At 42.6% G+C, this 20,044-nt stretch carries 18 protein-coding genes; 14 read left to right on the forward strand and 4 right to left on the reverse strand.

Annotated features, from left to right (window positions below; all coding sequences use genetic code 11):
* The first annotated feature begins 102 nt into the window (after nt 1-102).
* The 14 genes from DY200_RS08745 to DY200_RS08810 all read left to right on the forward strand — a co-directional run bounded on the left by DY200_RS08745 (nt 103) and on the right by DY200_RS08810 (nt 15,682).
* Complete coding sequence (locus tag DY200_RS08745; protein WP_009874967.1) at nt 103-849, forward strand: DeoR/GlpR family DNA-binding transcription regulator; 747 nt, start codon at nt 103-105, stop codon at nt 847-849.
* A gap of 221 nt (nt 850-1,070) precedes the next feature.
* On the forward strand, nt 1,071-2,837 hold the full coding sequence (gene fucI / locus DY200_RS08750) for an L-fucose isomerase (RefSeq protein WP_115587711.1): 1,767 nt from the start codon (nt 1,071-1,073) through the stop codon (nt 2,835-2,837).
* Between the two features lie 76 nt (nt 2,838-2,913).
* On the forward strand, nt 2,914-4,344 hold the full coding sequence (gene fucK, locus DY200_RS08755) for an L-fuculokinase (protein ID WP_115587712.1): 1,431 nt from the start codon (nt 2,914-2,916) through the stop codon (nt 4,342-4,344).
* A gap of 137 nt (nt 4,345-4,481) precedes the next feature.
* Nucleotides 4,482-4,916 carry an L-fucose mutarotase gene (gene fucU, locus DY200_RS08760; RefSeq protein WP_115587713.1) on the forward strand — a complete coding sequence of 145 codons (435 nt, stop codon included), beginning with the start codon at nt 4,482-4,484 and terminating at the stop codon, nt 4,914-4,916.
* A 50-nt stretch (nt 4,917-4,966) separates the two neighbouring features.
* Nucleotides 4,967-5,617 carry an L-fuculose-phosphate aldolase gene (locus tag DY200_RS08765; RefSeq protein ID WP_009874964.1) on the forward strand — a complete coding sequence of 217 codons (651 nt, stop codon included), beginning with the start codon at nt 4,967-4,969 and terminating at the stop codon, nt 5,615-5,617.
* A 67-nt stretch (nt 5,618-5,684) separates the two neighbouring features.
* A complete protein-coding gene (gene fucP, locus DY200_RS08770; RefSeq protein WP_115587714.1) occupies nt 5,685-6,974 on the forward strand; it encodes an L-fucose:H+ symporter permease in 1,290 nt (429 codons plus the stop codon).
* A gap of 119 nt (nt 6,975-7,093) precedes the next feature.
* Nucleotides 7,094-8,245, forward strand: coding sequence for a lactaldehyde reductase (gene fucO / locus DY200_RS08775; protein WP_115587715.1), 1,152 nt, complete (start codon nt 7,094-7,096; stop codon nt 8,243-8,245).
* Between the two features lie 202 nt (nt 8,246-8,447).
* Nucleotides 8,448-9,089 (forward strand): YagU family protein, encoded by a 642-nt coding sequence (locus DY200_RS08780; RefSeq protein ID WP_115587716.1) that lies wholly within the window; start codon nt 8,448-8,450, stop codon nt 9,087-9,089.
* Between the two features lie 201 nt (nt 9,090-9,290).
* Complete coding sequence (locus tag DY200_RS08785) at nt 9,291-9,950, forward strand: amino acid ABC transporter permease (protein WP_115587717.1); 660 nt, start codon at nt 9,291-9,293, stop codon at nt 9,948-9,950.
* A complete protein-coding gene (locus DY200_RS08790; RefSeq protein WP_115587718.1) occupies nt 9,940-10,608 on the forward strand; it encodes an amino acid ABC transporter permease in 669 nt (222 codons plus the stop codon). The genes DY200_RS08785 and DY200_RS08790 overlap by 11 nt, the downstream gene beginning before the upstream one ends.
* Complete coding sequence (locus DY200_RS08795) at nt 10,609-11,340, forward strand: amino acid ABC transporter ATP-binding protein (RefSeq protein WP_115587719.1); 732 nt, start codon at nt 10,609-10,611, stop codon at nt 11,338-11,340.
* 60 nt (nt 11,341-11,400) lie between these two features.
* A complete protein-coding gene (locus tag DY200_RS08800) occupies nt 11,401-12,237 on the forward strand; it encodes a cysteine ABC transporter substrate-binding protein (protein WP_115587720.1) in 837 nt (278 codons plus the stop codon).
* Between the two features lie 132 nt (nt 12,238-12,369).
* Entirely contained in the window at nt 12,370-14,439 is a 2,070-nt protein-coding gene (locus DY200_RS08805; protein WP_115587721.1) for a capsule polysaccharide biogenesis protein, read from the forward strand.
* Between the two features lie 22 nt (nt 14,440-14,461).
* Nucleotides 14,462-15,682, forward strand: a complete 1,221-nt coding sequence (locus DY200_RS08810; protein ID WP_115587722.1) for a capsule polysaccharide biogenesis protein — start codon at nt 14,462-14,464, stop codon at nt 15,680-15,682.
* Between the two features lie 68 nt (nt 15,683-15,750).
* Here the strand turns inward: DY200_RS08810 and DY200_RS08815 are convergent, their stop codons facing one another.
* The 4 genes from DY200_RS08815 to DY200_RS08830 form a co-directional block, all read right to left on the reverse strand.
* On the reverse strand, nt 15,751-16,713 hold the full coding sequence (locus tag DY200_RS08815) for a hypothetical protein (protein ID WP_115587723.1): 963 nt from the start codon (nt 16,711-16,713) through the stop codon (nt 15,751-15,753).
* A gap of 160 nt (nt 16,714-16,873) precedes the next feature.
* On the reverse strand, nt 16,874-17,554 hold the full coding sequence (locus tag DY200_RS08820) for a 3-keto-L-gulonate-6-phosphate decarboxylase UlaD (RefSeq protein WP_115587724.1): 681 nt from the start codon (nt 17,552-17,554) through the stop codon (nt 16,874-16,876).
* Between the two features lie 112 nt (nt 17,555-17,666).
* Entirely contained in the window at nt 17,667-18,134 is a 468-nt protein-coding gene (locus DY200_RS08825; protein WP_115587725.1) for a PTS sugar transporter subunit IIA, read from the reverse strand.
* Between the two features lie 76 nt (nt 18,135-18,210).
* Nucleotides 18,211-20,016: a PTS ascorbate-specific subunit IIBC gene (locus DY200_RS08830; RefSeq protein ID WP_115587726.1), complete on the reverse strand. Its 1,806-nt coding sequence runs from the start codon at nt 20,014-20,016 to the stop codon at nt 18,211-18,213.
* Nucleotides 20,017-20,044 lie beyond the last annotated feature (28 nt).

Genomic DNA, 20,044 nt, shown 5'->3' on the forward strand with positions numbered 1-20,044 from the left:
AATAATGTGATCGGACTCTAATATTTGGATTTCGTCGCTCGACAGCCAGTCGGCAAGCGGTTAGATTTAGTCGCATTTTTGTAAACTGTTAGTTAAAAAATTATGGAAAGTCGTCATTCGTTAATTATTCGCTATTTGGAAGAATTTCATCAGGCAAGCGTTTTAGAACTTGCCGAACAGTTTAATGTTTCGGTCGAAACGGTGCGTCGAGATTTAAATAAATTGGCGGCGGAAGGGCTGCTACATCGTACTCACGGCGGAGCGGTAAGCAATAAACAACGGGATGTCGGCCGTTCGTTTCATGTTCGCCAGCGTATGAACAGTAATGCGAAAAAAATGATTGCGGATAATGTGATTCATCATTTGTTTCCGGAAGCGACGATTGCGTTAGATGCCAGTTCGACCGCTTGGAATGTGGCACAACGAATTCCGAATATTCCGTGTAAAGTGGTCAGCAGCTCGATGCGGATTATTTACAGCTTATCGCATAAACCGCATATCGAGACGATTGCGACCGGCGGCGTTTATGTCGAAAAATATAATGCGTTTTACGGTCCGTTGTCCGAACAATTGTTATCTCGCTTAAAAATTGATATTGCGATTATTTCCTGTACCGGTGTTGCGGACGGTGCGATTTGGGAATCCAATGAGGTGAATATCGCCTTTAAGCGAAAATTATTAGCGAATAGCAAACAAGTCTTTTTATTAGTCGATCACAGTAAACTTGAACGTAAAGATCGGTTCAAAATGGCGGACTTATCCGAAGTGGATAAGTTATTTGTCAATCAACTTCCCCCTCAAACACTCCAAAATTATTGCGCACAAAATAGTATAGAAATTGTTCTCTAATTGGTCTTTTTGCGAATAAATGCCCGATTTTTTGCCTGTTTTTGCAAAATCGGGCATTTGTTTTTTTGCTTTTTTTAGAAAAAACGGCTTTTTTCTGTGATCGTACTCACAAAACTTTAACGAGTTTGGAGTTTTCCTTCGTTAAAAATCTTGCTTGTGCATAATAGCCCTTGTCGAAACACTCATTTCTCTTTTCTTTTAACCAATCGGGAGATTTTATTATGACAACCTTGAAATCAACTCCAGTAAAAATTGGTATCCGCCCTACAATTGACGGTCGCCGCATGGGGGTTCGTGAGTCTTTAGAAGAACAAACAATGAATATGGCAAAAGCGGTTGCCGAATTATTGCAATCGGAAATTCGCCACCCAAACGGCGATTTTGTCGAATGCGTGATTGCCGACACCACTATCGGCGGCGTAGCGGAAGCGGCGGCTTGTGCCGAAAAATTTAAACTTGAAAATGTCGGTGTGGTGATTACCGTTACCCCTTGCTGGTGTTACGGTTCTGAAACCATCGATATGGATCCGCATATGCCGAAAGCGATTTGGGGCTTTAACGGTACCGAACGCCCGGGAGCGGTGTATTTAGCGGCTGCATTAGCAGGACACAGCCAATTAGGTTTACCGGCTTTCTCAATCTATGGTACGGAAGTTCAAGAAGCGAATGATCAATCTATTCCTGCCGACGTTCGTGAAAAATTATTACGTTTCGCACGTGCCGGTTTAGCGGTTGCGAATATCCGCGGTAAATCTTATTTATCTATCGGTTCCGTTTCAATGGGGATTGCCGGTTCTATCGTAAATCAACCGTTCTTCCAAGAATATCTCGGTATGCGTAACGAATACGTCGATATGACCGAAATTAAACGCCGCTTAGATCGCAAAATTTACGATGAAGAAGAATTTAAACTTGCGATGGAGTGGGTAAAACAATATTGCAAAGACGGTATTGATGTCAATGCGGAACAAAACCAACGCAGTCCGGAAGAACGAGCCAAACTTTGGGAAGATGTGGTGAAAATGACCATTATCGGACGTGATTTAATGGTGGGTAATCCACGTTTAGCCGAACTCGGTTATGTAGAAGAATCAATGGGTCATAATGCGGTTGCCGCCGGTTTCCAAGGACAACGTCAATGGACCGACCATTTACCGAACGGCGACTTTATGGAAGCGATTCTAAATTCAACCTATGACTGGAACGGTGTGCGTGCGCCGCACATTTTAGCTACTGAAAACGACTCGTTAAACGGTGTCGGTATGTTGTTGGCAAATCAATTAACTGGTCAAGCGCAAATCTTTGCGGACGTGCGTACTTATTGGAGTGAAGATTCGGTTGAACGTGTTACAGGCTGGCGTCCGGAAAGCGGTTTCTTACACCTATTGAATTCCGGTTCGGCTGCATTAGACGGTACCGGTCAGCATACGGATAAAGACGGTAATCCGGTCGTTAAACCGGCTTGGGAAGTGACCGAAGAAGACGGTAAACGCTGCTTAGAAAATACCCGTTGGTGTCCGGCTGTACACGAATACTTCCGTGGCGGCGGCTTATCTTCTCAATTCTTAACCAAAGGCGGTATGCCGTTCACCATGCACCGTATCAACATTATTAAAGGTCTTGGTCCTGTATTGCAAATCGCAGAAGGTTGGTCGGTCGAATTACCTCAACACGTACATGAAACCTTAAGCAAACGTACCGACCAAACATGGCCTTGTACTTGGTTTGTACCACGTTTAACCGGTAAAGGTGCGTTTACCGATGTATATAGCGTGATGGCGAACTGGGGTGCAAACCACTGTGTGGCGACTTACGGTCACGTGGGTGCGGACTTAATTACTTTAGCTTCAATGTTACGTATTCTGGTATGTATGCATAACGTCGAAGATAAAGATGTGTTCCGTCCAAGTGCATGGAACGGTTTCGGTCAAGATAAAGAAGGCCAAGATTACCGTGCATGTGCAAACTTCGGTCCGTTATATAAATAAAACATATCCTCCCTCTCCCTCTACGGGAGAGGGGTTTTACCCACTTTAGAACGGAAGTAAAGGGAGAATAATATTTATGTCTATTGCCCTTATTTTTGACTGCGGTGCGACGAATTTACGTACGATTGCCATTGATCAAAGCGGGAAAATTCTCGCGATGCAACACCTTGCCAATAATACCCAAGCAGGGGAAGAAAACCCTGATTATCACATTTGGGATATTGAAGAAATTTGGCAAAAATTGATGGCTTGTGCAAAAAGCACCCTTTCACAACTTTCAGCGCAACAACGCCAATCTATCGTAGGGATTTCCGTGACGACCTTTGGCGTGGACGGCACGATTTTTGATAAAGCCGGCAACCAGCTTTATCCGATTATTTCTTGGAAATGCCCTCGTACGTTACCGATTATGGCGGAGCTTGCCGATAAAATTGACGTAGAAGCACTTTATCAACGTAACGGGGTAGGGCATTATAGTTTTAACACTTTATTCAAATTATTATGGTTGAAACAACATAAACCTGAACTTTATGCTCAGGCGGACAGTTTTCTGTTTATCTCGTCTATTTTGACCTATCGCCTAACCGGCGTGCAAAGTACCGACCGCACTATGGCTGGGACTTCTATGATGACCAATATTGAAAACGATGATTGGGATAAAGAGGTTCTCTCATTATTAGGCTTAACCGAAGCGCATTTCCCACCGATGAAAAGTGCCGGCGAAGTTATCGGTACTTTAAAAACAACATTAGCCGATGAGTTAGGTTTAAGCGATCAAATTCCGGTAATTTCTTGCGGTCATGATACGCAATTCGCCATTTTCGGCTCCGGAGCCGGTTATAACCAACCGGTATTAAGTTCGGGAACGTGGGAAATTTTAATGTCGCGTTGCCAACAAGCTAAACCTGAATGGAAATTTGTTGAGCAAGGTTTGACGATTGAATTTGACAGTCAATCCGGCGGTTTCAACCCCGGCGTGCAATGGGTTGCGTCCGGTGTGATGGAATGGTTGGGCAAACGTTTCTTTGCCGATGTAGTCGGTCAAGATAATTATTACGGCACGATGATCTCCGAAGCACAATCGGTGCCGGCAGGTGCAAACGGTGTGAAATTAGTCGGTAATTTTGACGGTACGACAACGGAAAGCGGATCGATTACCGGTTTGTCCATGCATACAAGCCGCGGCGAAATTTACCGTGCCGGCTTGGAATATATGGCGTATCGCTTAAAAGCCGGTTTAGCCGTTTTAGAACAGGTCGGTCAATTTAATGCGGAAAGTTTGATTTGTGTCGGCGGCGGTTCTAAAAACGCCCTTTGGAATCAAATTCGTGCCGATGTGTTAAATCGACCGCTGGATGTGGTGGATTTCCCTGAGAGTACCGTGTTGGGTGCGGCAATGTTCACTTTTGCCGGTGCGGGTGTTTTCTCATCGCCGGAACAAGCGCAACAGGCAATGAAACCGAATGTACAACGAGTAGAACCATCAACTAACAGTCAGTTTTATTAATCATCATTAAGTTACGAATCCCTATCTATATTAGCTGCAAGCGATCGAATTTCTTGCCGGCTTTGTGAAGTGCTGCCCAAAAACGACCGCTTGGTGAAAATTTAGGCATTCGTTCTAGGAAAAAACAGGAGTTCAAGATGTTAAAAGGTATTCATCCGGCAATTTCTCCGGAATTACTCAAAGTGTTAGCGGAAATGGGGCACGGTGACGAATTAGTCCTTTCCGATGCGCATTTTCCGGCGCATTCGATTCATTCCAAAGTGATTCGTGCGGACGGTATCGGTGTCGCCACTTTATTAGAAGGAATTTCGGCGCTGTTTGAATTCGACCAGTATGTCGAAGCCCCGTTAGCAATGATGCAAGCCGTACCGGGAGACACGTTGGATCCGAGTGTCGAAGAACGTTATTTAGCCGCAATTAAAAAAGTAAACGGCATAGCCCCGAAAGTCGAGCGAGTAGAACGCTTTGCTTTTTACGATCGTGCGAAAACCGCTTATGCGGTCGTGGTTACCGGCGAGTTAGCGAAATACGGCAACATCATCATCAAAAAAGGGGTTACGCCCGTTAAATAAAAATTTACACCATTAACAGAATTCATCATAAAAAATTAAAGGAGTTCACTATGAATCGCAGAGAACTGGCTCGACAAATTATCGATACTTGCCTTGAAATGACACGTCTCGGTTTAAACCAAGGGACGGCAGGTAATGTTAGCGTACGTTATCAAGACGGTATGCTGATTACTCCAACCGGTACGCCGTACGAACAAATGACCGAAGACAGTATCGTTTATGTGGATAAAGACGGTAAACACGAAGACGGTAAGTTACCGTCAAGCGAATGGCAATTCCATTTAGCCGTGTATGAAGCGCGTCCGGAATTAAATGCGGTCGTGCATAATCACGCATTGAATTGCGCCGCCGCTTCTATCCTCGGCGAAGATATTCCGGCTATTCACTATATGATTGCTTGTACCGGAACCGATCATATTCCATGCGTACCTTATGCGACTTTCGGCACACACAAATTAGCCGATTATGTGCGTGAAGGGATTAAGCAAAGTAAAGCGATTTTACTGGCGCATCACGGCTTAATTACCGCAGATAAGACCTTGGATAAAGCATTAGGTATTGCTCATGAAGTTGAAGTAATTGCAGAGTGGTATCTAAAACTGCTTGCAACAGGCAGACCGCTTCCGACGTTATCCAAAGAAGAGATGCAAACCGTATTGGAAAAATTCAAATCTTACGGTTCTTGGGTCGAAGAAAAATAAATGTAATCGAGAAATGTAATCGAGAAATGTAATGACATCTTCATAAACAACGAAAAAGGAACGTCCTATGACAGCTAAAGTTCTTGAGAAAAAATTTGTGGTGCCATTTATCCTGATCACCACGCTATTTGCCCTTTGGGGTTTTGCAAATGATATTACCAACCCGATGGTAGCTGTATTCCAAACCGTAATGGAAATTCCGGCTTCCGAAGCCGCTCTCGTACAGTTCGCTTTCTACGGCGGTTACGGTACGATGGCGATTCCCGCCGCATTGTTTGCCAGCCGTTATAGCTATAAAGCGGGTGTATTATTAGGTTTAGCATTATATGCCATTGGGGCGTTCCTGTTTATCCCGGCGGCAAAATATGAACAGTTCTCGTTCTTCCTTTGGTCGCTTTATATTCTTACGTTCGGTTTAGCGTTCTTGGAAACTACGGCGAACCCGTTCATTCTTTCAATGGGTGATCCGGCAACCGCAACCCGTCGTTTAAATTTAGCGCAATCTTTTAACCCGCTAGGTTCGATTACCGGTATGTTTGTCGCTTCACAAATCGTTTTAACCAACCTTGAATCGGAAAAACGTGATGCGGCGGGTAACTTACTGTTCAATACTTTATCGGAAGCGGAAAAAGCGGTGGTTAGAACCAACGACTTAGAAATGATTCGTAACCCGTATGTGGCGATTGGTATTGTGGTATTGGTGGTCTTTATCATTATTGCGCTTTACAAAATGCCTGCAACCAAAATGGATGAACACGGTAAAATCTCTGTGAAAGAATCATTCGGTCGTTTAATTAAAAATGCACGTTATCGTGAGGGTGTGATAGCACAAGTATTCTATGTCGGTGTGCAAATTATGTGTTGGACCTTCATTATCCAATATGCGGAACGTATTGGTTTAACTAAAGCGGAAGCGCAAAACTGGAATATTGTGGCAATGGCGCTCTTTATCAGTAGCCGCTTTATCAGTACTGCTGTGATGAAATATCTTAAAGCGGAATTAATGTTGTTCCTGTTTGCTGTAGGCGGTTTCTTCAGTATCTTAGGGGTAATGTTTATTGACGGTATGGGCGGTTTATATTGCCTTGTATTGACCTCCGGTTTTATGTCACTAATGTTCCCGACTATCTATGGTATTGCGCTTGACGGACAACGTGAAGAATCGGCACTCGGTGCGGCTGGTTTAGTAATGGCTATCGTGGGCGGTGCGTTAATGCCGCCGCTTCAAGGTTCGATTATCGATATGGGTACGGTTGCGGGTATGCCGGCGGTAAACTTCTCATTTATCCTACCGTTAATTTGCTTCGTTGCTATCGCTATCTACGGTTTCCGCTGCTGGAAAGTGTTAGTTAAATAACTATAAAAGGAGCTATCAAGCGGTCGAGTTTTCCATAAAATTTGCAAAAAAATCAGAAAATAAGACCGCTTACCTTCCTTATCGGAAAATGAATTTTTAACTTTAAGAAGGAATATTGTATGTCAAATCGTTTGATTCTGAATGAAACCAGTTACCACGGTAAAGGTGCGATTCAACACATTGTGTATGAAGTCAAAAGTCGCAGTTTTAAAAAAGCATTAGTGGTAACCGATAAAGATTTAATTAAATATAACGTCGCTTCAAAAGTCACCGATTTATTAGATGCGGCGGGATTACCTTACGAAATATTTGACGCAGTAAAAGCGAATCCGTCGGTCGATGTGATCAAAGCCGGTGTAGAAAAATTTAAAGCATCCGGTGCGGATTATCTGATTGCCATCGGTGGCGGATCCCCGATTGATAGTGCGAAAGCAATCGGGATTATCATCAATAACCCTGAATTTAGCGATGTATTATCGTTAGAAGGTGTGGCACCGACGCATCAAAAATGTATTCCGATCATTGCAGTACCAACCACCGCTGGTACGGCAGCAGAGGTTACAATTAATTACGTGATTACCGATGAAGAGAAAAAACGTAAGTTCGTTTGTGTGGACGTGCACGATGTACCTGCGGTGGCGGTGGTAGATCCGGATATGATGTCCTCTATGCCGAAAGGCTTAACCGCGGCAACCGGTATGGATGCTTTAACCCATGCGATTGAAGGTTATATCACTAAAGCGGCGTGGGAATTAACTGATGCGTTACACTTAAAAGCGATCGAAATTATTGCTCGTAGCTTACGCGGTGCGGTGGAAAATGATCCGCAAGGGCGTGAGGGAATGGCTCTCGGTCAATATGTTGCCGGTATGGGTTTCTCAAATGTCGGTTTGGGTGTAGTACACGGAATGGCACATCCGCTTTCTGCTTATTACGATACGCCGCACGGTATCGCCAACGCGGTGTTATTACCTTATGTGATGGAATTTAATAAAAATTACACGGGTGAGAAATATCGTGAAATCGCACGCGCAATGGGCGTGAAAGGCGTGGATGAAATGACTCAGGCGGAATACCGTGATGCGGCGGTAGCGGCGGTAAAACAGCTTGCGATAGATGTCGGTATTCCGGAAAAACTTTCGCAAATCGGAGTAAAAGAAGAAGATTTGGTTGCGCTTTCTATTGATGCGTTTAACGACGTATGTACGCCGGGAAATCCGAGAGAGTGTACGGCGGAAGAAATTTTGGAAGTATATAAATTAGCTTATTAATACTCACCTAAAAAAATCAACCGGTCAGGCGAATAACTTGACCGGTTTTTTTATGTTAAGTAATAAAAAATTATCCTATTTAAATTTATAGATTAAAATTTATATAAATTGAGTAGAAAATAACCCCGAGTTTTTGAAATGCTATTTCAAAAACCATAAAAAACATGTTTTTATTTTTTCTTTTTATTTATAGGAACTTATTATGGGCATCTTCGAACAAACAAATCCGAGCCGTCGTCGTTACGGTTTAGCGGTATTCGTCGGTATTATCGCCGGTATTATTTCAGCATTCGTAAAATGGGGTGCGGAACATCCTTTCCCACCGCGTAGCCCGATCGATTTATTCCAATCTGCGTGTCCGCAACCGGTTTTAGACGCATTAAATTCAGGCTCATTAGCGATGAACAGCGCATTAGAGCAATGCTCTCGTGCGGTATTAAACCCTCCGGCGGTTTTCTTACGTGATTACATCGGTATCGACCCTTATAACACGGTTGCATTTACTTTTGCGGATCACACATTTAACTCAATCGGCGTAACACATATGATTTTCTCATTAGTGTTCGCTATCGGTTACTGCTTAGTTGCGGAAGTATTCCCGAAAATTAAATTCTGGCAAGGTATCGGTGCAGGTATCATCGCAAACATCTGTGTACACTACATCACATTCCCGGCATTAGGTTTAACACCGCTGGTTGCGGAATGGCCTTTATACGAACACATTTCAGAATTAGTCGGTCACATCTTCTGGTTCTGGACAATTGAGGTCATTCGTCGTGATTTACGTAACCGTATTACCAAAGAGCCGGATGCGGAAGTGCCGTTAAATCAAGCTCATCGTTAATTTATCGTTTAAATGTGAAAACCACTCTTATCGAGTGGTTTTTTCTTTGGTGCAAGCGGTCGAATTTTCCGTTTTTCTTACCTGTACAAAATAACTAAACGCTATAAAAAATAGCTTCTTATACTTTCCCTTTCTAATTAATTAGATCAACAATTCCTCCCGTTTTTAAATCTTTTATTTTAACCGCACCTACTGTTTACTATGAATTGGTCTTACGTTGTTAATGCGATTCCACGCTTTATTGACGCGGCAATCATTACGCTCCAGCTTTCATTTTGGGGGATTTTGCTGTCGTTAGTCTTCGGCTTATTGATCGCGATTGTTACCGCTTATCAAGTTAAACCGTTTTACGGCTTAGCTCGCGGTTATATTGAATTATCTCGTAATACTCCTCTGCTTATTCAACTCTTCTTTCTTTATTACGGCTTACCGAAAATCGGCATTAAATGGGACGGTTTTACCTGTGGGATTATTGCCTTAGTTTTTCTTGGCGCAAGCTATATGGCGGAAGCGTTACGTGCCGGTTTACTCGCGGTACCGAAAGGACAAGCCGAAGCGGCAAAAGCGATCGGGTTAAATCGTTTTCAGGTGTTTCGCTATGTGATTTTTCCGCAAGCTTGGGCGGTATCCATTCCGGCTATCGGTGCAAATGTGCTGTTTTTAATTAAAGAAACATCGGTTATTAGTGCGGTTGCCGTGGCGGAATTAATGTTTGTGACCAAAGATATCATCGGTATGGATTACAAAACCAATGAAGCCTTGTTCTTACTGTTTGCCATCTACTTAGTGATTTTATTGCCGATTTCACTGTTAGCTCGCCACTTTGAAAATAAAGTACGGAGTGCAAAATATGGGGTTTGATTGGTTATTCGAAGGGCAAAATACCGCCAGACTTGCACAAGGCTTATGGCTAACCGCCCAGATTTCATTTATTTCGGTCGGTTTATCCTTGATATTCGGCACACTATTCGGCTTACTGATGCGAGCGAATAATGTATTTGTACGTGCCGTTTGTCGTTTTTATTTGGAAACCATTCGTATCGTACCGATTTTAGTTTGGCTATTTGCGCTCTACTTTGGGCTATCTACTTGGTTTAATCTGCATATCAGCGGTTTTTGGGTGTGTATATGGGTATTTACCTTATGGGGTGTTGCCGAAATGGGCGATTTGGTACGAGGAGCGTTAGCCTCGATTGAAAAACACCAAATCGAATCCGCAAAAGCATTAGGTCTAAATCGTTGGCAGATTTTTCAATATATCGAATTACCACAAGGTACACGTCGAGTATTACCGGGGGCGATTAATCTGTTTACCCGCATGGTAAAAACCAGTTCGCTTGCCGCCTTAATCGGGGTGATCGAAATGGTTAAAGTCGGACAGCAAATTATCGAAAATGCGTTATTGACGAATCCAAGTGCCTCCTTTTTTGTCTATGGCTTAATTTTTATTCTGTATTTTCTGATTTGCTATCCGTTATCTTTATTCGCAACACGCTTAGAACATAAATGGGAGAGCTAAATGGCGTTACTTTCTATCCGTAATTTACATAAAAAATATGGCGAAACGGTCGCCATTCCCAATTTGGATTTGGATTTAGCCAAAGGCGAAGTAGTAGTGATTTTAGGCCCGTCCGGCTGTGGTAAAAGTACGTTATTACGCTGCATAAACGGTTTGGAGGAAAAACAAGGCGGTAGCATTGTGATGCAAGATGTCGGCGAATTCGGTAAAGATTTAAGCTGGGAAGCCTCTCGCCAAAAAGTCGGTATGGTGTTCCAAAGTTACGAGTTATTCGCACATTTAAATGTGATCGAGAATATTTTATTAGGCCCGATCAAAGCCCAACAACGTTCACGCCAAGAAGTCGAGGCGCAAGCGGATAAATTACTCGCTCGTGTTGGTTTACTCGATCGAAAAAACGCCTTCCCTCGAGAATTATCCGGCGGACAAAAGCAACGTATTGCGATTGTACGTGCCTTGTGTATGAATCCGGAAGTGATTTTACTCGATGAAATTACTGCGGCACTCGACCCGGAAATGGTGCGAGAAGTCCTAGATGTGGTACTGGAACTGGCGGAAGAAGGAATGTCGATGCTAATCGTTACCCACGAAATGGGCTTTGCCGAGAAAGTGGCGGATCGGATTGTCTTTATGGATAAAGGTGTGATTATCGAACAAGCACCGCCGCATCAGTTTTTTAAACAACCGCAAACCGAAAGAGCTAAACAGTTCTTAAACGGGATGGATTACTAATTTATACAAGCGGTTAAATTTAGCCAATTTTTTACAAACTATATTAACGAGGAGAGTTCTATGAAACTTAGCACAACATTAAAAACATTACTGATAACCGCAATTACAGCTTTTACCTTAACCGCATGTGACAATGGGAATAACGCTCAATCTTCAACAGCAAAAGATAGTGTGGCACAAATTAAAGAAAAAGGGGTAATTCGTATCGGTGTATTCGGCGATAAACCGCCGTTCGGTTATGTCGATGCAAACGGAAAAAGCCAAGGTTTTGATGTCGAAATTGCCAAAGAGATTGCCAATGATTTACTCGGCAGTCCGGACAAAGTGGAATTTGTCTTAACCGAAGCGGCAAACCGTGTCGAATACCTTAAATCGAATAAAGTCGATCTGATTTTAGCGAACTTTACTAAAACGTCGGAACGTGCGGAAGTCGTTGATTTTGCCGCACCTTATATGAACGTAGCATTAGGTGTTGTTTCGCCGAAAGGTGCATTAATTACCGACCTCAAACAGTTGGAGGGTAAAACCTTATTAGTTAATAAAGGCACAACTGCCGATGCCTATTTCACTAAAAATCACCCGGAAATTAATCTGTTGAAGTTTGATCAAAACACCGAAACCTTTGATGCATTGAAAGACGGACGCGGCGTAGCGTTAGCCCACGATAACGCGTTGGTCTGGGCGTGGGCAAAAGAAAACCCGACCTTTGACGTGGCAATCGGTAGCGTAGGACCTGCGGAACAAATCGCTCCGGCGGTACAAAAAGGTAATCAAGCTCTGTTGGATGTGATCAATAAAGAAATTGCCGAATTTAAAACCAACGGCAAATTAAAAGCGGCTTATGAGAAAACGTTAGTGCCGGTTTACGGCGATAAACCGGAGTTACTTGCGCAATAAGCATTTGAGTTATATCTAAAAAGCGCAAAGAAATCATGGTTTCTTTGCGCTTTTCTTTGGCTCTAAATTTACTTTGCGTTCACTAAAAGGTAAACTGGAATTTATATATAGAAATCAATAAGGTGATTTTGAGTGGCGCAATGTTCTATCACTAAATCGTTAATTTTCTCACGCGGAATTTTAAAGATCCCTCATTTAAATGCTTTCTTACATGATAGTGAGTTAATCTCTTATTCTCGTTTGACCAAAACGATTCGAGCGGATAATGTCATCGGTTGGGGATTACGCCCCTCTGCGGACAAAGCTCGTGCTTATGCCGAACAACATCATCTTCCTTATATTGCATTAGAAGACGGTTTTTTACGTTCGCTCGGGCTGGGTGTTATGGGCTATCCGCCTTTCTCCGTTGTGTATGATGATGTCGGTATTTATTACGACACGACACGTTCATCCCGCTTAGAGCAGCTGATTCTCAGTTCGCATTTTAGCGCAACCGATCTTCAACAGGCGGAGCAAGCCGTGCGGCTAATTGTTCGTCATCAGTTATCAAAATATAACCATAATCTTGATTATGTTTCCAATGAACCGAAAACAAGTGAAATCGTATTAGTCATAGATCAAACCTTTGGTGATATGGCGGTAAAATACGGTCGGGCGAATGAATCCGATTTCCAACAAATGCTGGATGCGGCGATTGGTGAAAATCCCGATGCTCAAATTTGGGTAAAAACGCATCCGGATGTAATTAGCGGAAAGAAAAAAGGTTATTTAACCGATTTACATCGTTACGGTAACCGAATTCGTTTATTCGCGGAAGACGTTAATCCGATCTCTCTGTTGAATCGGGTTGATAAGGTCTATTGCGTTACTTCACAGATGGGATTTGAGGCGCTACTGTTAGGTAAACCGGTGATTACGTTTGGTATTCCTTGGTTTGCCGGCTGGGGAGTAACGGAAGACAGACATCCGGATATTGATGTGTTAAAGCGTTCGCAACGTCGTGAGAATCGTTCTTTTCTGCAATTGTTTGCCGCAGCTTACCTACAATATAGCCGTTATATTAATCCGTATTCGGGAAAAGTCGGTACGATTTTTGATGTTATCGATTATCTGAGCAAAGCGAAAATATTGAATCAACGATTAAGCGGTCATCTTTATTGTGCCGGTATGTCGTTGTGGAAACGAGCTGTGATTAAGCCGTTTTTTAACTTGCCTTTATGCCGATTACATTTTGTCGGCTCATTAAAAACGTTGGAAAAAAGAACGCTTGAAAAAGATGCTAAATTATTAATTTGGAGCCAAGGAAAACCGGAAGTGTTAGCTTATTCTGAAAAGCATCATATTCCGCTTTTACGTATGGAAGACGGCTTTATTCGATCTGTCGGCCTGGGATCTAATTTAGTTGCACCGTTATCATTGGTGATTGATGATTTAGGTATTTATTTTAATGCACAAACGCCTTCTCGTTTAGAAGAGATTTTATTGCATCAAGAATTTAGTGAGCAGGATTTAGTCCTAGCGAAAAAATTACAAACTCGCTTATTAGAAGCAAATATCGGCAAATATAATGTGGGAAGTGCCGGCTTCCAACTTAATGTCACGGATAAACGTACCATTTTAGTACCCGGTCAGGTGGAAGATGACGCTTCTATTCGTTTCGGTTCTCCGGAAATTAAGAAAAATTTGGATTTGTTGCGTAAGGTTAGAGAATTAAATCCTAATGCTTACATTATTTATAAACCGCATCCGGATGTAGTTAGCGGTAATCGACAAGGGCATATACCGACCGAACAAGCGGTCGAATTTGCCGATGAAATTGTCGAAAACGCCAATATCTTAGACTGCATCAACCAAGTTGATGAAGTACATACGATGACCTCATTAGCCGGTTTTGAAGCATTATTACGTGGGAAAATCGTGCATTGTTACGGACTGCCTTTTTATTCAAATTGGGGATTAACCGAAGATTATCTTTCGCTTGAACGTCGTCACAGAAAGTTATGTTTGGAAGAACTTATTTCGGCGGTACTGGTATATTATCCTCAATATGCCGATCCGGAAAATGCGACGATGATTAATGCGGAACAAGCGATTGCAATTCTGCAACAACAAAAACTACAGCTATCACATAGCGGTATTAAACGTCCGTGGATCGCCAAACAGTTTGGTAAATTGAAACAGCTTTATCGCACATTGCAATAAGAATTTTTAAAGAGTATTACCTATGATTAGTCATTATTTGGATGATTTGATTGAAAATGCGGATCGAATCCTGTTATTACAAGGTCCGATAGGCTCTTTTTTTACCGATCTGTCGGAATGGCTACGTACTCAAAATAAAACGGTATTTAAAATCAATTTAAATGCCGGTGATGAATATTTTTACCCGAATAGCGTTTTAAATACGTTTGCTTATCGCGATAGCCTAGAAAACTTTCATCATTATCTAGTGAGTTTTTGTCAAACTCATCATATTGATCAGGTGATTTGTTTCGGCGATAACCGTAAGTACCACAAAATTGCAAAAAAAGTATGTCAATCTTTATCCGTTGGTTTCTGGGCGTTTGAAGAGGGATATTTCCGTCCTAATTACGTTACTTTTGAAAAAAGCGGAGTAAACGCCTATTCGCCGATTCCATGTGATGCAACGTTTTTCTCTCAATTTGAGAACTTACCCGAGCCGGCAAAACCGCAGCATGTCGCAAAAGGCTTTTGTCCGATGGCGAAATTGGCGATTCAATATTACGTTTCCGCTTATTATCGTCGTCACCATTATCCTAAATATCGCCATCATCGTTTATTAAATGTCTTATATTATGTGAAATTATGGTCGATATCCGGAGTGAAACGTTTACACTATTATCTATATGATTGGAATTTTGCAAAACGAATAGAAAAAGGGGAATTCGGCGATTTCTTTATTTTGCCTTTACAGGTTTATGACGATAGCCAAATTCTGGTTCACAGCGATTATTCGAGCGTAGAGGCGATTTTACGCGAAGTGTTATTATCTTTTGCGACGAAAGCACCTAAGCACCTACGTTTGATCGTAAAACATCACCCGATGGACCGCGGCTTTATTGATTACGGTAAAGTGATTGACGAATATCTGGAGCAATATCCCGATCTGAAAAAACGAATTTACTATATTCACGATGTACCGATGCCGGTTTTCTTACGTCACGGTAAAGGAATGGTCACGCTAAACAGTACCAGCGGTATTTCGGCATTACTACACAATATGCCGGTGAAAACCTTAGGTCGTGCCAATTATGATTTTGCCGGGCTGACCTATCAAGGCAGCTTAGATGACTTTTGGGTAAATCCGGAAAAACCGGATGACGGATTATTTAATGCTTACCGAAAATTCCATCTGCATAAAACGCATATTAACGGTAGCTTCTATAACAAGGTGATTTTGCGTTATCCGTATAATCGAAGCTAATCTTAAACAACAAGCGGTTATTTTTTGTAAAATCTTCACAAAAAATAACCGCTTTTCTAATCTATTCTCTAAAAGATCACTTCTAAACGCATAAAGGTATTGATGAAGTGGTTACGATCTTTGTCTTTATCGTTATAGAAGCTGATTTCCGGTTGAATAAACACCCAATTACGGAAAATCGGTTGGCGATAGCTGATAAATGGACCGTAGGAATTAAATTTCGAGTAACCTTTATCAAAGCGTCCGCCCATAAATACGCCGTAGCTTAAACGTTTGAGCGGCGTGAAATTATGTTGTCGATATAAACTGTTGCCCCAGCCGGTTTCTTCATCCACGTCATGCGTATATTGTAGGAAAGTATGATTCATAATGAAGGTGTTTTCACTGTCAATATAGCGATTTTCCAAATTAGTACGTAAGTAGTGCTTACTATTGGTACCGTAACGGTAAATTTGTTCTAAGCGCGTACCGAAATTGTCGGTAATATCCCATGTTTTACTTAAGCGCAATCGTCCGAAAATATCGCCGCCGGAACGAATCCCGCCGTCCAAATCGCTTTCGATGCCTAAACGTTTAATTTCGTTTGACCAACGTAAACCGATAGAGGCATTATCGTTCCGTGCCTGACGGCTGTCGTAATTACGATCACGAGGCAGATTACGGTAATTTTGCCCTACATGGTTTTTATCGCGCGCTTGGTTTTCCAAATCTTCATCACCGAATACCACACTCACGTGTTTTTTCAGTACCGGTAATCTGATTTTACCTCGCACACGCGGTTTATAGGAAAAACGGTCGTGTTTATTCCATTGATTGTCTAACATTACTCGCAAACTTGCCGATGCCGGTTTGTTCGGATCGGTTTCGCCCAGCCAATCGTTAATACCGTTTGACCAGTCGTGCAATTTGGAACGGATCGAACTGCGTTGTTGATCCGCCCAAGTGTTTTCGGTTTCGGTTGTTTCATTTGCGAAAGCAGGAGCGGAAAGTACGGCGGATAATACGATGCAGGTAAGTTTGAGCTGTTTCATAGGCGTGATCTTCATTAAGAAATTTGAAGCTATCATAATCCAAATTAGCCTGTGATTCAAAAGCAATGCGTGATATTTCGGCGGTAATCATAAGAAAGCGGTCGATTTGCAAGAATTTTTTACAAATCGACCGCTTGTTATTTTTCAAAAGAGAAAGAAATTAAGCCCAGTATTTATCCACTTCGGCACGAATCGCTTCGGCGGTTTGTTTACCTTTTTCGCCGACTAAAGCACGACCTGCGATAAAGGCTTTGGCATTTTTGATTTCTTTAAATAAGTGAATATCTTCCGGTACGATACCGCCGGTGATAGAGAGTTCTAAGCCGAGTGCGGAAAGTTGTTTCATTAATTCGACATCTTCCGGCGTCCAACCTTTACCTGCCAATTCCGCATCGCGAGAACGGTGATAAATCGCTTGTTTTACGCCTAATTCAACCCATTCTTTCGCATCTTTTTCTACCGTCCAGTTACCGTAGATTTCGATTTGGATTTCTTTCTTCACTTTGAGTTTCGGATGCGCCGCATTGAAATCGTCCGCCACTTTCTTACATGCCGCTTTGGTTGCCGGATGTGCCGCTGCTGAAACGGTCAGCCAGTCTGCGCCCGCTTCGAATGCCATTTTCGCTAAAATCGCACCGCCGTCGGTGGTTTTTAAGTCGCATACGATAATATGATTCGGATGTAACGCACGTAAGGTGGAAACCGCTTTCATTCCTTCCGCACAAGCAAGGATCGTACCGCACTCAATAATTTCTACTACGCTTTCCGCTTGTTTCGCATCCGCAACCGCTTTTTCTAAACTTAATGAATCTAATGCAATTTGAAGTAATGGTTTTGACATATTTTGTTCCTTTTACGAATTGTTAAATGGTACTTTATTCCTCTCTCCCGCTAATGGGAGAGCGACCGCTTGTTGAAGCGTTTAGCGAAACAAGCAGAGAGAGGGAGAATTTCTAGCCGGCTAACGCTTGATCAATCACCGCATAAACGTCTTCTTTAGTTTGGCAACGTAAGATTTTGGCTAAATCTACGCCGGTATCACTGTCCGGATCATCCAATACCTGAGTAATTTCCATTAAACCTTCCATATGCTTATCCGAATCGCTGCCCGCAAGAGTAACCAGTACCGAAACCGGTTCGTCTTCGCCGTCAAAGGTAATCGGCTCCGCTAAAGTAACTAACGCAAACGATGTTTTAATTACCCCTTCTTCTGGACGAGAGTGAGGCATTGCAAGACCTGGGGCAAGAATAATATAAGGTCCTATTTTCTCAATATTTTCAATAATGCTGGTGTAATAACGAGGCTCTATCGCACCTGATTTTTCTAATAAATCCGTACCGAGTTTGATCGCCGCTTTCCAGTCCGCCGCACGTTGATTTAAAAGGATTGAATTATTTTCGATAAGCGATTCTTTTAACATAGCTTTGCTTCCTTTAAGTTGGATAAGTTTAATTTAATCGGAAATAAACCGCCCCTATTAAGAGGCGGAGATAAGATTATTGATATTTTTTAATCAGAGCTAATAACTCTTCACCGAAGGTATTCGGATTTAACATATTTTGTACGCCTAACACCGAGATATGTTCATTTGCCACAATCTCATTTTGTAAGTGTTTAGAACATACGATGATATCCACCGAACCGACTTTACCTTTATGATCGGTAACCGCACAAGAGTCCATAATATTCGGTACGCCGCGTTTATCAAGGTATTGTTTAATTTTCATTTTCATCATCATGGATGAACCCTGACCGGAACCGCATACCGCTAAAATACGTACCGCTTTGGTTTCGCTTTGCGTATTGTCTGTTTCCGCTTGTTCCGGCACTTCTTCTTCAATCGGTTCGCCGAAACCGTATAATTGGTCTACGGTTTTGCCTTCCGCTTTCGCTCTCGCTTCATCGGCACGTAATTGTTTACCGGCAAACGCCATATAAACAAGGGCTAAGGCGATACATACGAAGGTTGCGCCCGCTGGGCTAAAGAACATACCTTGGATAATCGGTGGGAATAATAACGCCCAGTCCGCCATACCCATCCAACCGTTAAAGCCTGCGCCGCCTTCCGTACTGGTAATTAAGCTTACCACCCAGGCTGAACCGAGTACCTCGATGATACCCATCACGAAACAGATTTTCATCACCGCTTTCCAGCCGCCGAAATGGTTTGCGAATACGCCGATTGTCGCATTAGAGAAGAACATCGGGATAAAGCCCGGGATAATTAACACCGCAGCCGAAGCGTCGCCGCCGAATTGTTGATAAGCGATTAATAATCCGACCGCAACGAATTGACCGATAGCACCCCACATAAAACCGAATACTACCGCATTTGGCGAGAATGCGTAAGTCGCCGCACAGTCAATCGCTAACACCGCATTCGGAATTAAGCGTTCGGAAATCCCTTTGAACGATTCGGATAATTCGGCAACGAACATACGTACGCCTAATACGATAACTTGGATAGCCACCGCAAATTTTAAGCCGGTTTCAAAGATGTAAATCGTCCAGTGGGTTTTACCCGCCATTTGTTGCAAGTTGTCCAAACCGAATGACATTAAGATGATACCGAAGAACACGGTCATCACGATAGCGGTTGCAGAGATACTGTCGTGGAAAATGTGTAACCATTTCGGTAAGTCGAGTTTGTCCACGCTCTCTTCTTTTTTACCTAATTTCGGTGCGACTTTTGCCGCTAACCAAGAAGCGAATTGTTGTTGGTGACCGATAGAGAAACCCGCACCGCCGGTAATTTGTTGGGTGGCTTGGTACATCATATTAGAGAAGATGCCCCAATATAACGCCATGATAATAGCGGTATAAACCACCACTTCCCAAGGTTTTGAACCGAGTAACCAGAATACCACCGCAATTAAGCCCGCTTGTTGGAACATTATATGACCGGTAAGCATAATGGTACGAATACCGGTAAAGTGTCTGAACAGCACTAATAAGATGTTAAGGAATAACGCCAAAATTACCGCATATCCGACGTACGCATAAGCGTCGCCCATGGTACTGATTGTCGCTTGCCAGCTTGTGTAAGGGTCAATCACCGCACCTTTAAGATTATGGTATTTGGATAAACCTTCGATAACCGGTTTAAAGTTTTGTACAAGCGTACCCGAACCGACTTGTACTAACATAAAGCCGACAATCGTTTTAATCGTACCTTTTAGAATGGTAGTTGAATCTTTTTTGAGGAATATATAACCGATACAAGCGACCAGACCGAGTAGGAGCGGTGCTTTCGATAGTATTTGGTCATTAATTGCCATAAAGATACTCATTAATGTATCCATAGTGAGCCTCTCCGTTTTATGTTGAGTA

It is taken from the genome of Actinobacillus lignieresii (genome assembly GCF_900444945.1).
GTDB classification, from domain to species: domain Bacteria; phylum Pseudomonadota; class Gammaproteobacteria; order Enterobacterales; family Pasteurellaceae; genus Actinobacillus; species Actinobacillus lignieresii.

What these genes read in the sequence shown, in the direction of transcription:
- DY200_RS08815 (WP_115587723.1), bottom strand. Translation starts at nt 16,713, where the DNA reads ATGAAACAGCTCAAACTTACCTGCATCGTATTATCCGCCGTACTTTCC.
- DY200_RS08790 (WP_115587718.1), top strand. Translation starts at nt 9,940, where the DNA reads ATGGGGTTTGATTGGTTATTCGAAGGGCAAAATACCGCCAGACTTGCA.
- DY200_RS08745 (WP_009874967.1), top strand. Translation starts at nt 103, where the DNA reads ATGGAAAGTCGTCATTCGTTAATTATTCGCTATTTGGAAGAATTTCAT.
- fucP (WP_115587714.1), top strand. Translation starts at nt 5,685, where the DNA reads ATGACAGCTAAAGTTCTTGAGAAAAAATTTGTGGTGCCATTTATCCTG.
- DY200_RS08825 (WP_115587725.1), bottom strand. Translation starts at nt 18,134, where the DNA reads ATGTTAAAAGAATCGCTTATCGAAAATAATTCAATCCTTTTAAATCAA.
- DY200_RS08810 (WP_115587722.1), top strand. Translation starts at nt 14,462, where the DNA reads ATGATTAGTCATTATTTGGATGATTTGATTGAAAATGCGGATCGAATC.
- fucU (WP_115587713.1), top strand. Translation starts at nt 4,482, where the DNA reads ATGTTAAAAGGTATTCATCCGGCAATTTCTCCGGAATTACTCAAAGTG.
- DY200_RS08795 (WP_115587719.1), top strand. Translation starts at nt 10,609, where the DNA reads ATGGCGTTACTTTCTATCCGTAATTTACATAAAAAATATGGCGAAACG.
- DY200_RS08820 (WP_115587724.1), bottom strand. Translation starts at nt 17,554, where the DNA reads ATGTCAAAACCATTACTTCAAATTGCATTAGATTCATTAAGTTTAGAA.
- DY200_RS08800 (WP_115587720.1), top strand. Translation starts at nt 11,401, where the DNA reads ATGAAACTTAGCACAACATTAAAAACATTACTGATAACCGCAATTACA.
- fucI (WP_115587711.1), top strand. Translation starts at nt 1,071, where the DNA reads ATGACAACCTTGAAATCAACTCCAGTAAAAATTGGTATCCGCCCTACA.
- DY200_RS08830 (WP_115587726.1), bottom strand. Translation starts at nt 20,016, where the DNA reads ATGGATACATTAATGAGTATCTTTATGGCAATTAATGACCAAATACTA.
- DY200_RS08780 (WP_115587716.1), top strand. Translation starts at nt 8,448, where the DNA reads ATGGGCATCTTCGAACAAACAAATCCGAGCCGTCGTCGTTACGGTTTA.
- fucK (WP_115587712.1), top strand. Translation starts at nt 2,914, where the DNA reads ATGTCTATTGCCCTTATTTTTGACTGCGGTGCGACGAATTTACGTACG.
- DY200_RS08765 (WP_009874964.1), top strand. Translation starts at nt 4,967, where the DNA reads ATGAATCGCAGAGAACTGGCTCGACAAATTATCGATACTTGCCTTGAA.
- DY200_RS08785 (WP_115587717.1), top strand. Translation starts at nt 9,291, where the DNA reads ATGAATTGGTCTTACGTTGTTAATGCGATTCCACGCTTTATTGACGCG.
- fucO (WP_115587715.1), top strand. Translation starts at nt 7,094, where the DNA reads ATGTCAAATCGTTTGATTCTGAATGAAACCAGTTACCACGGTAAAGGT.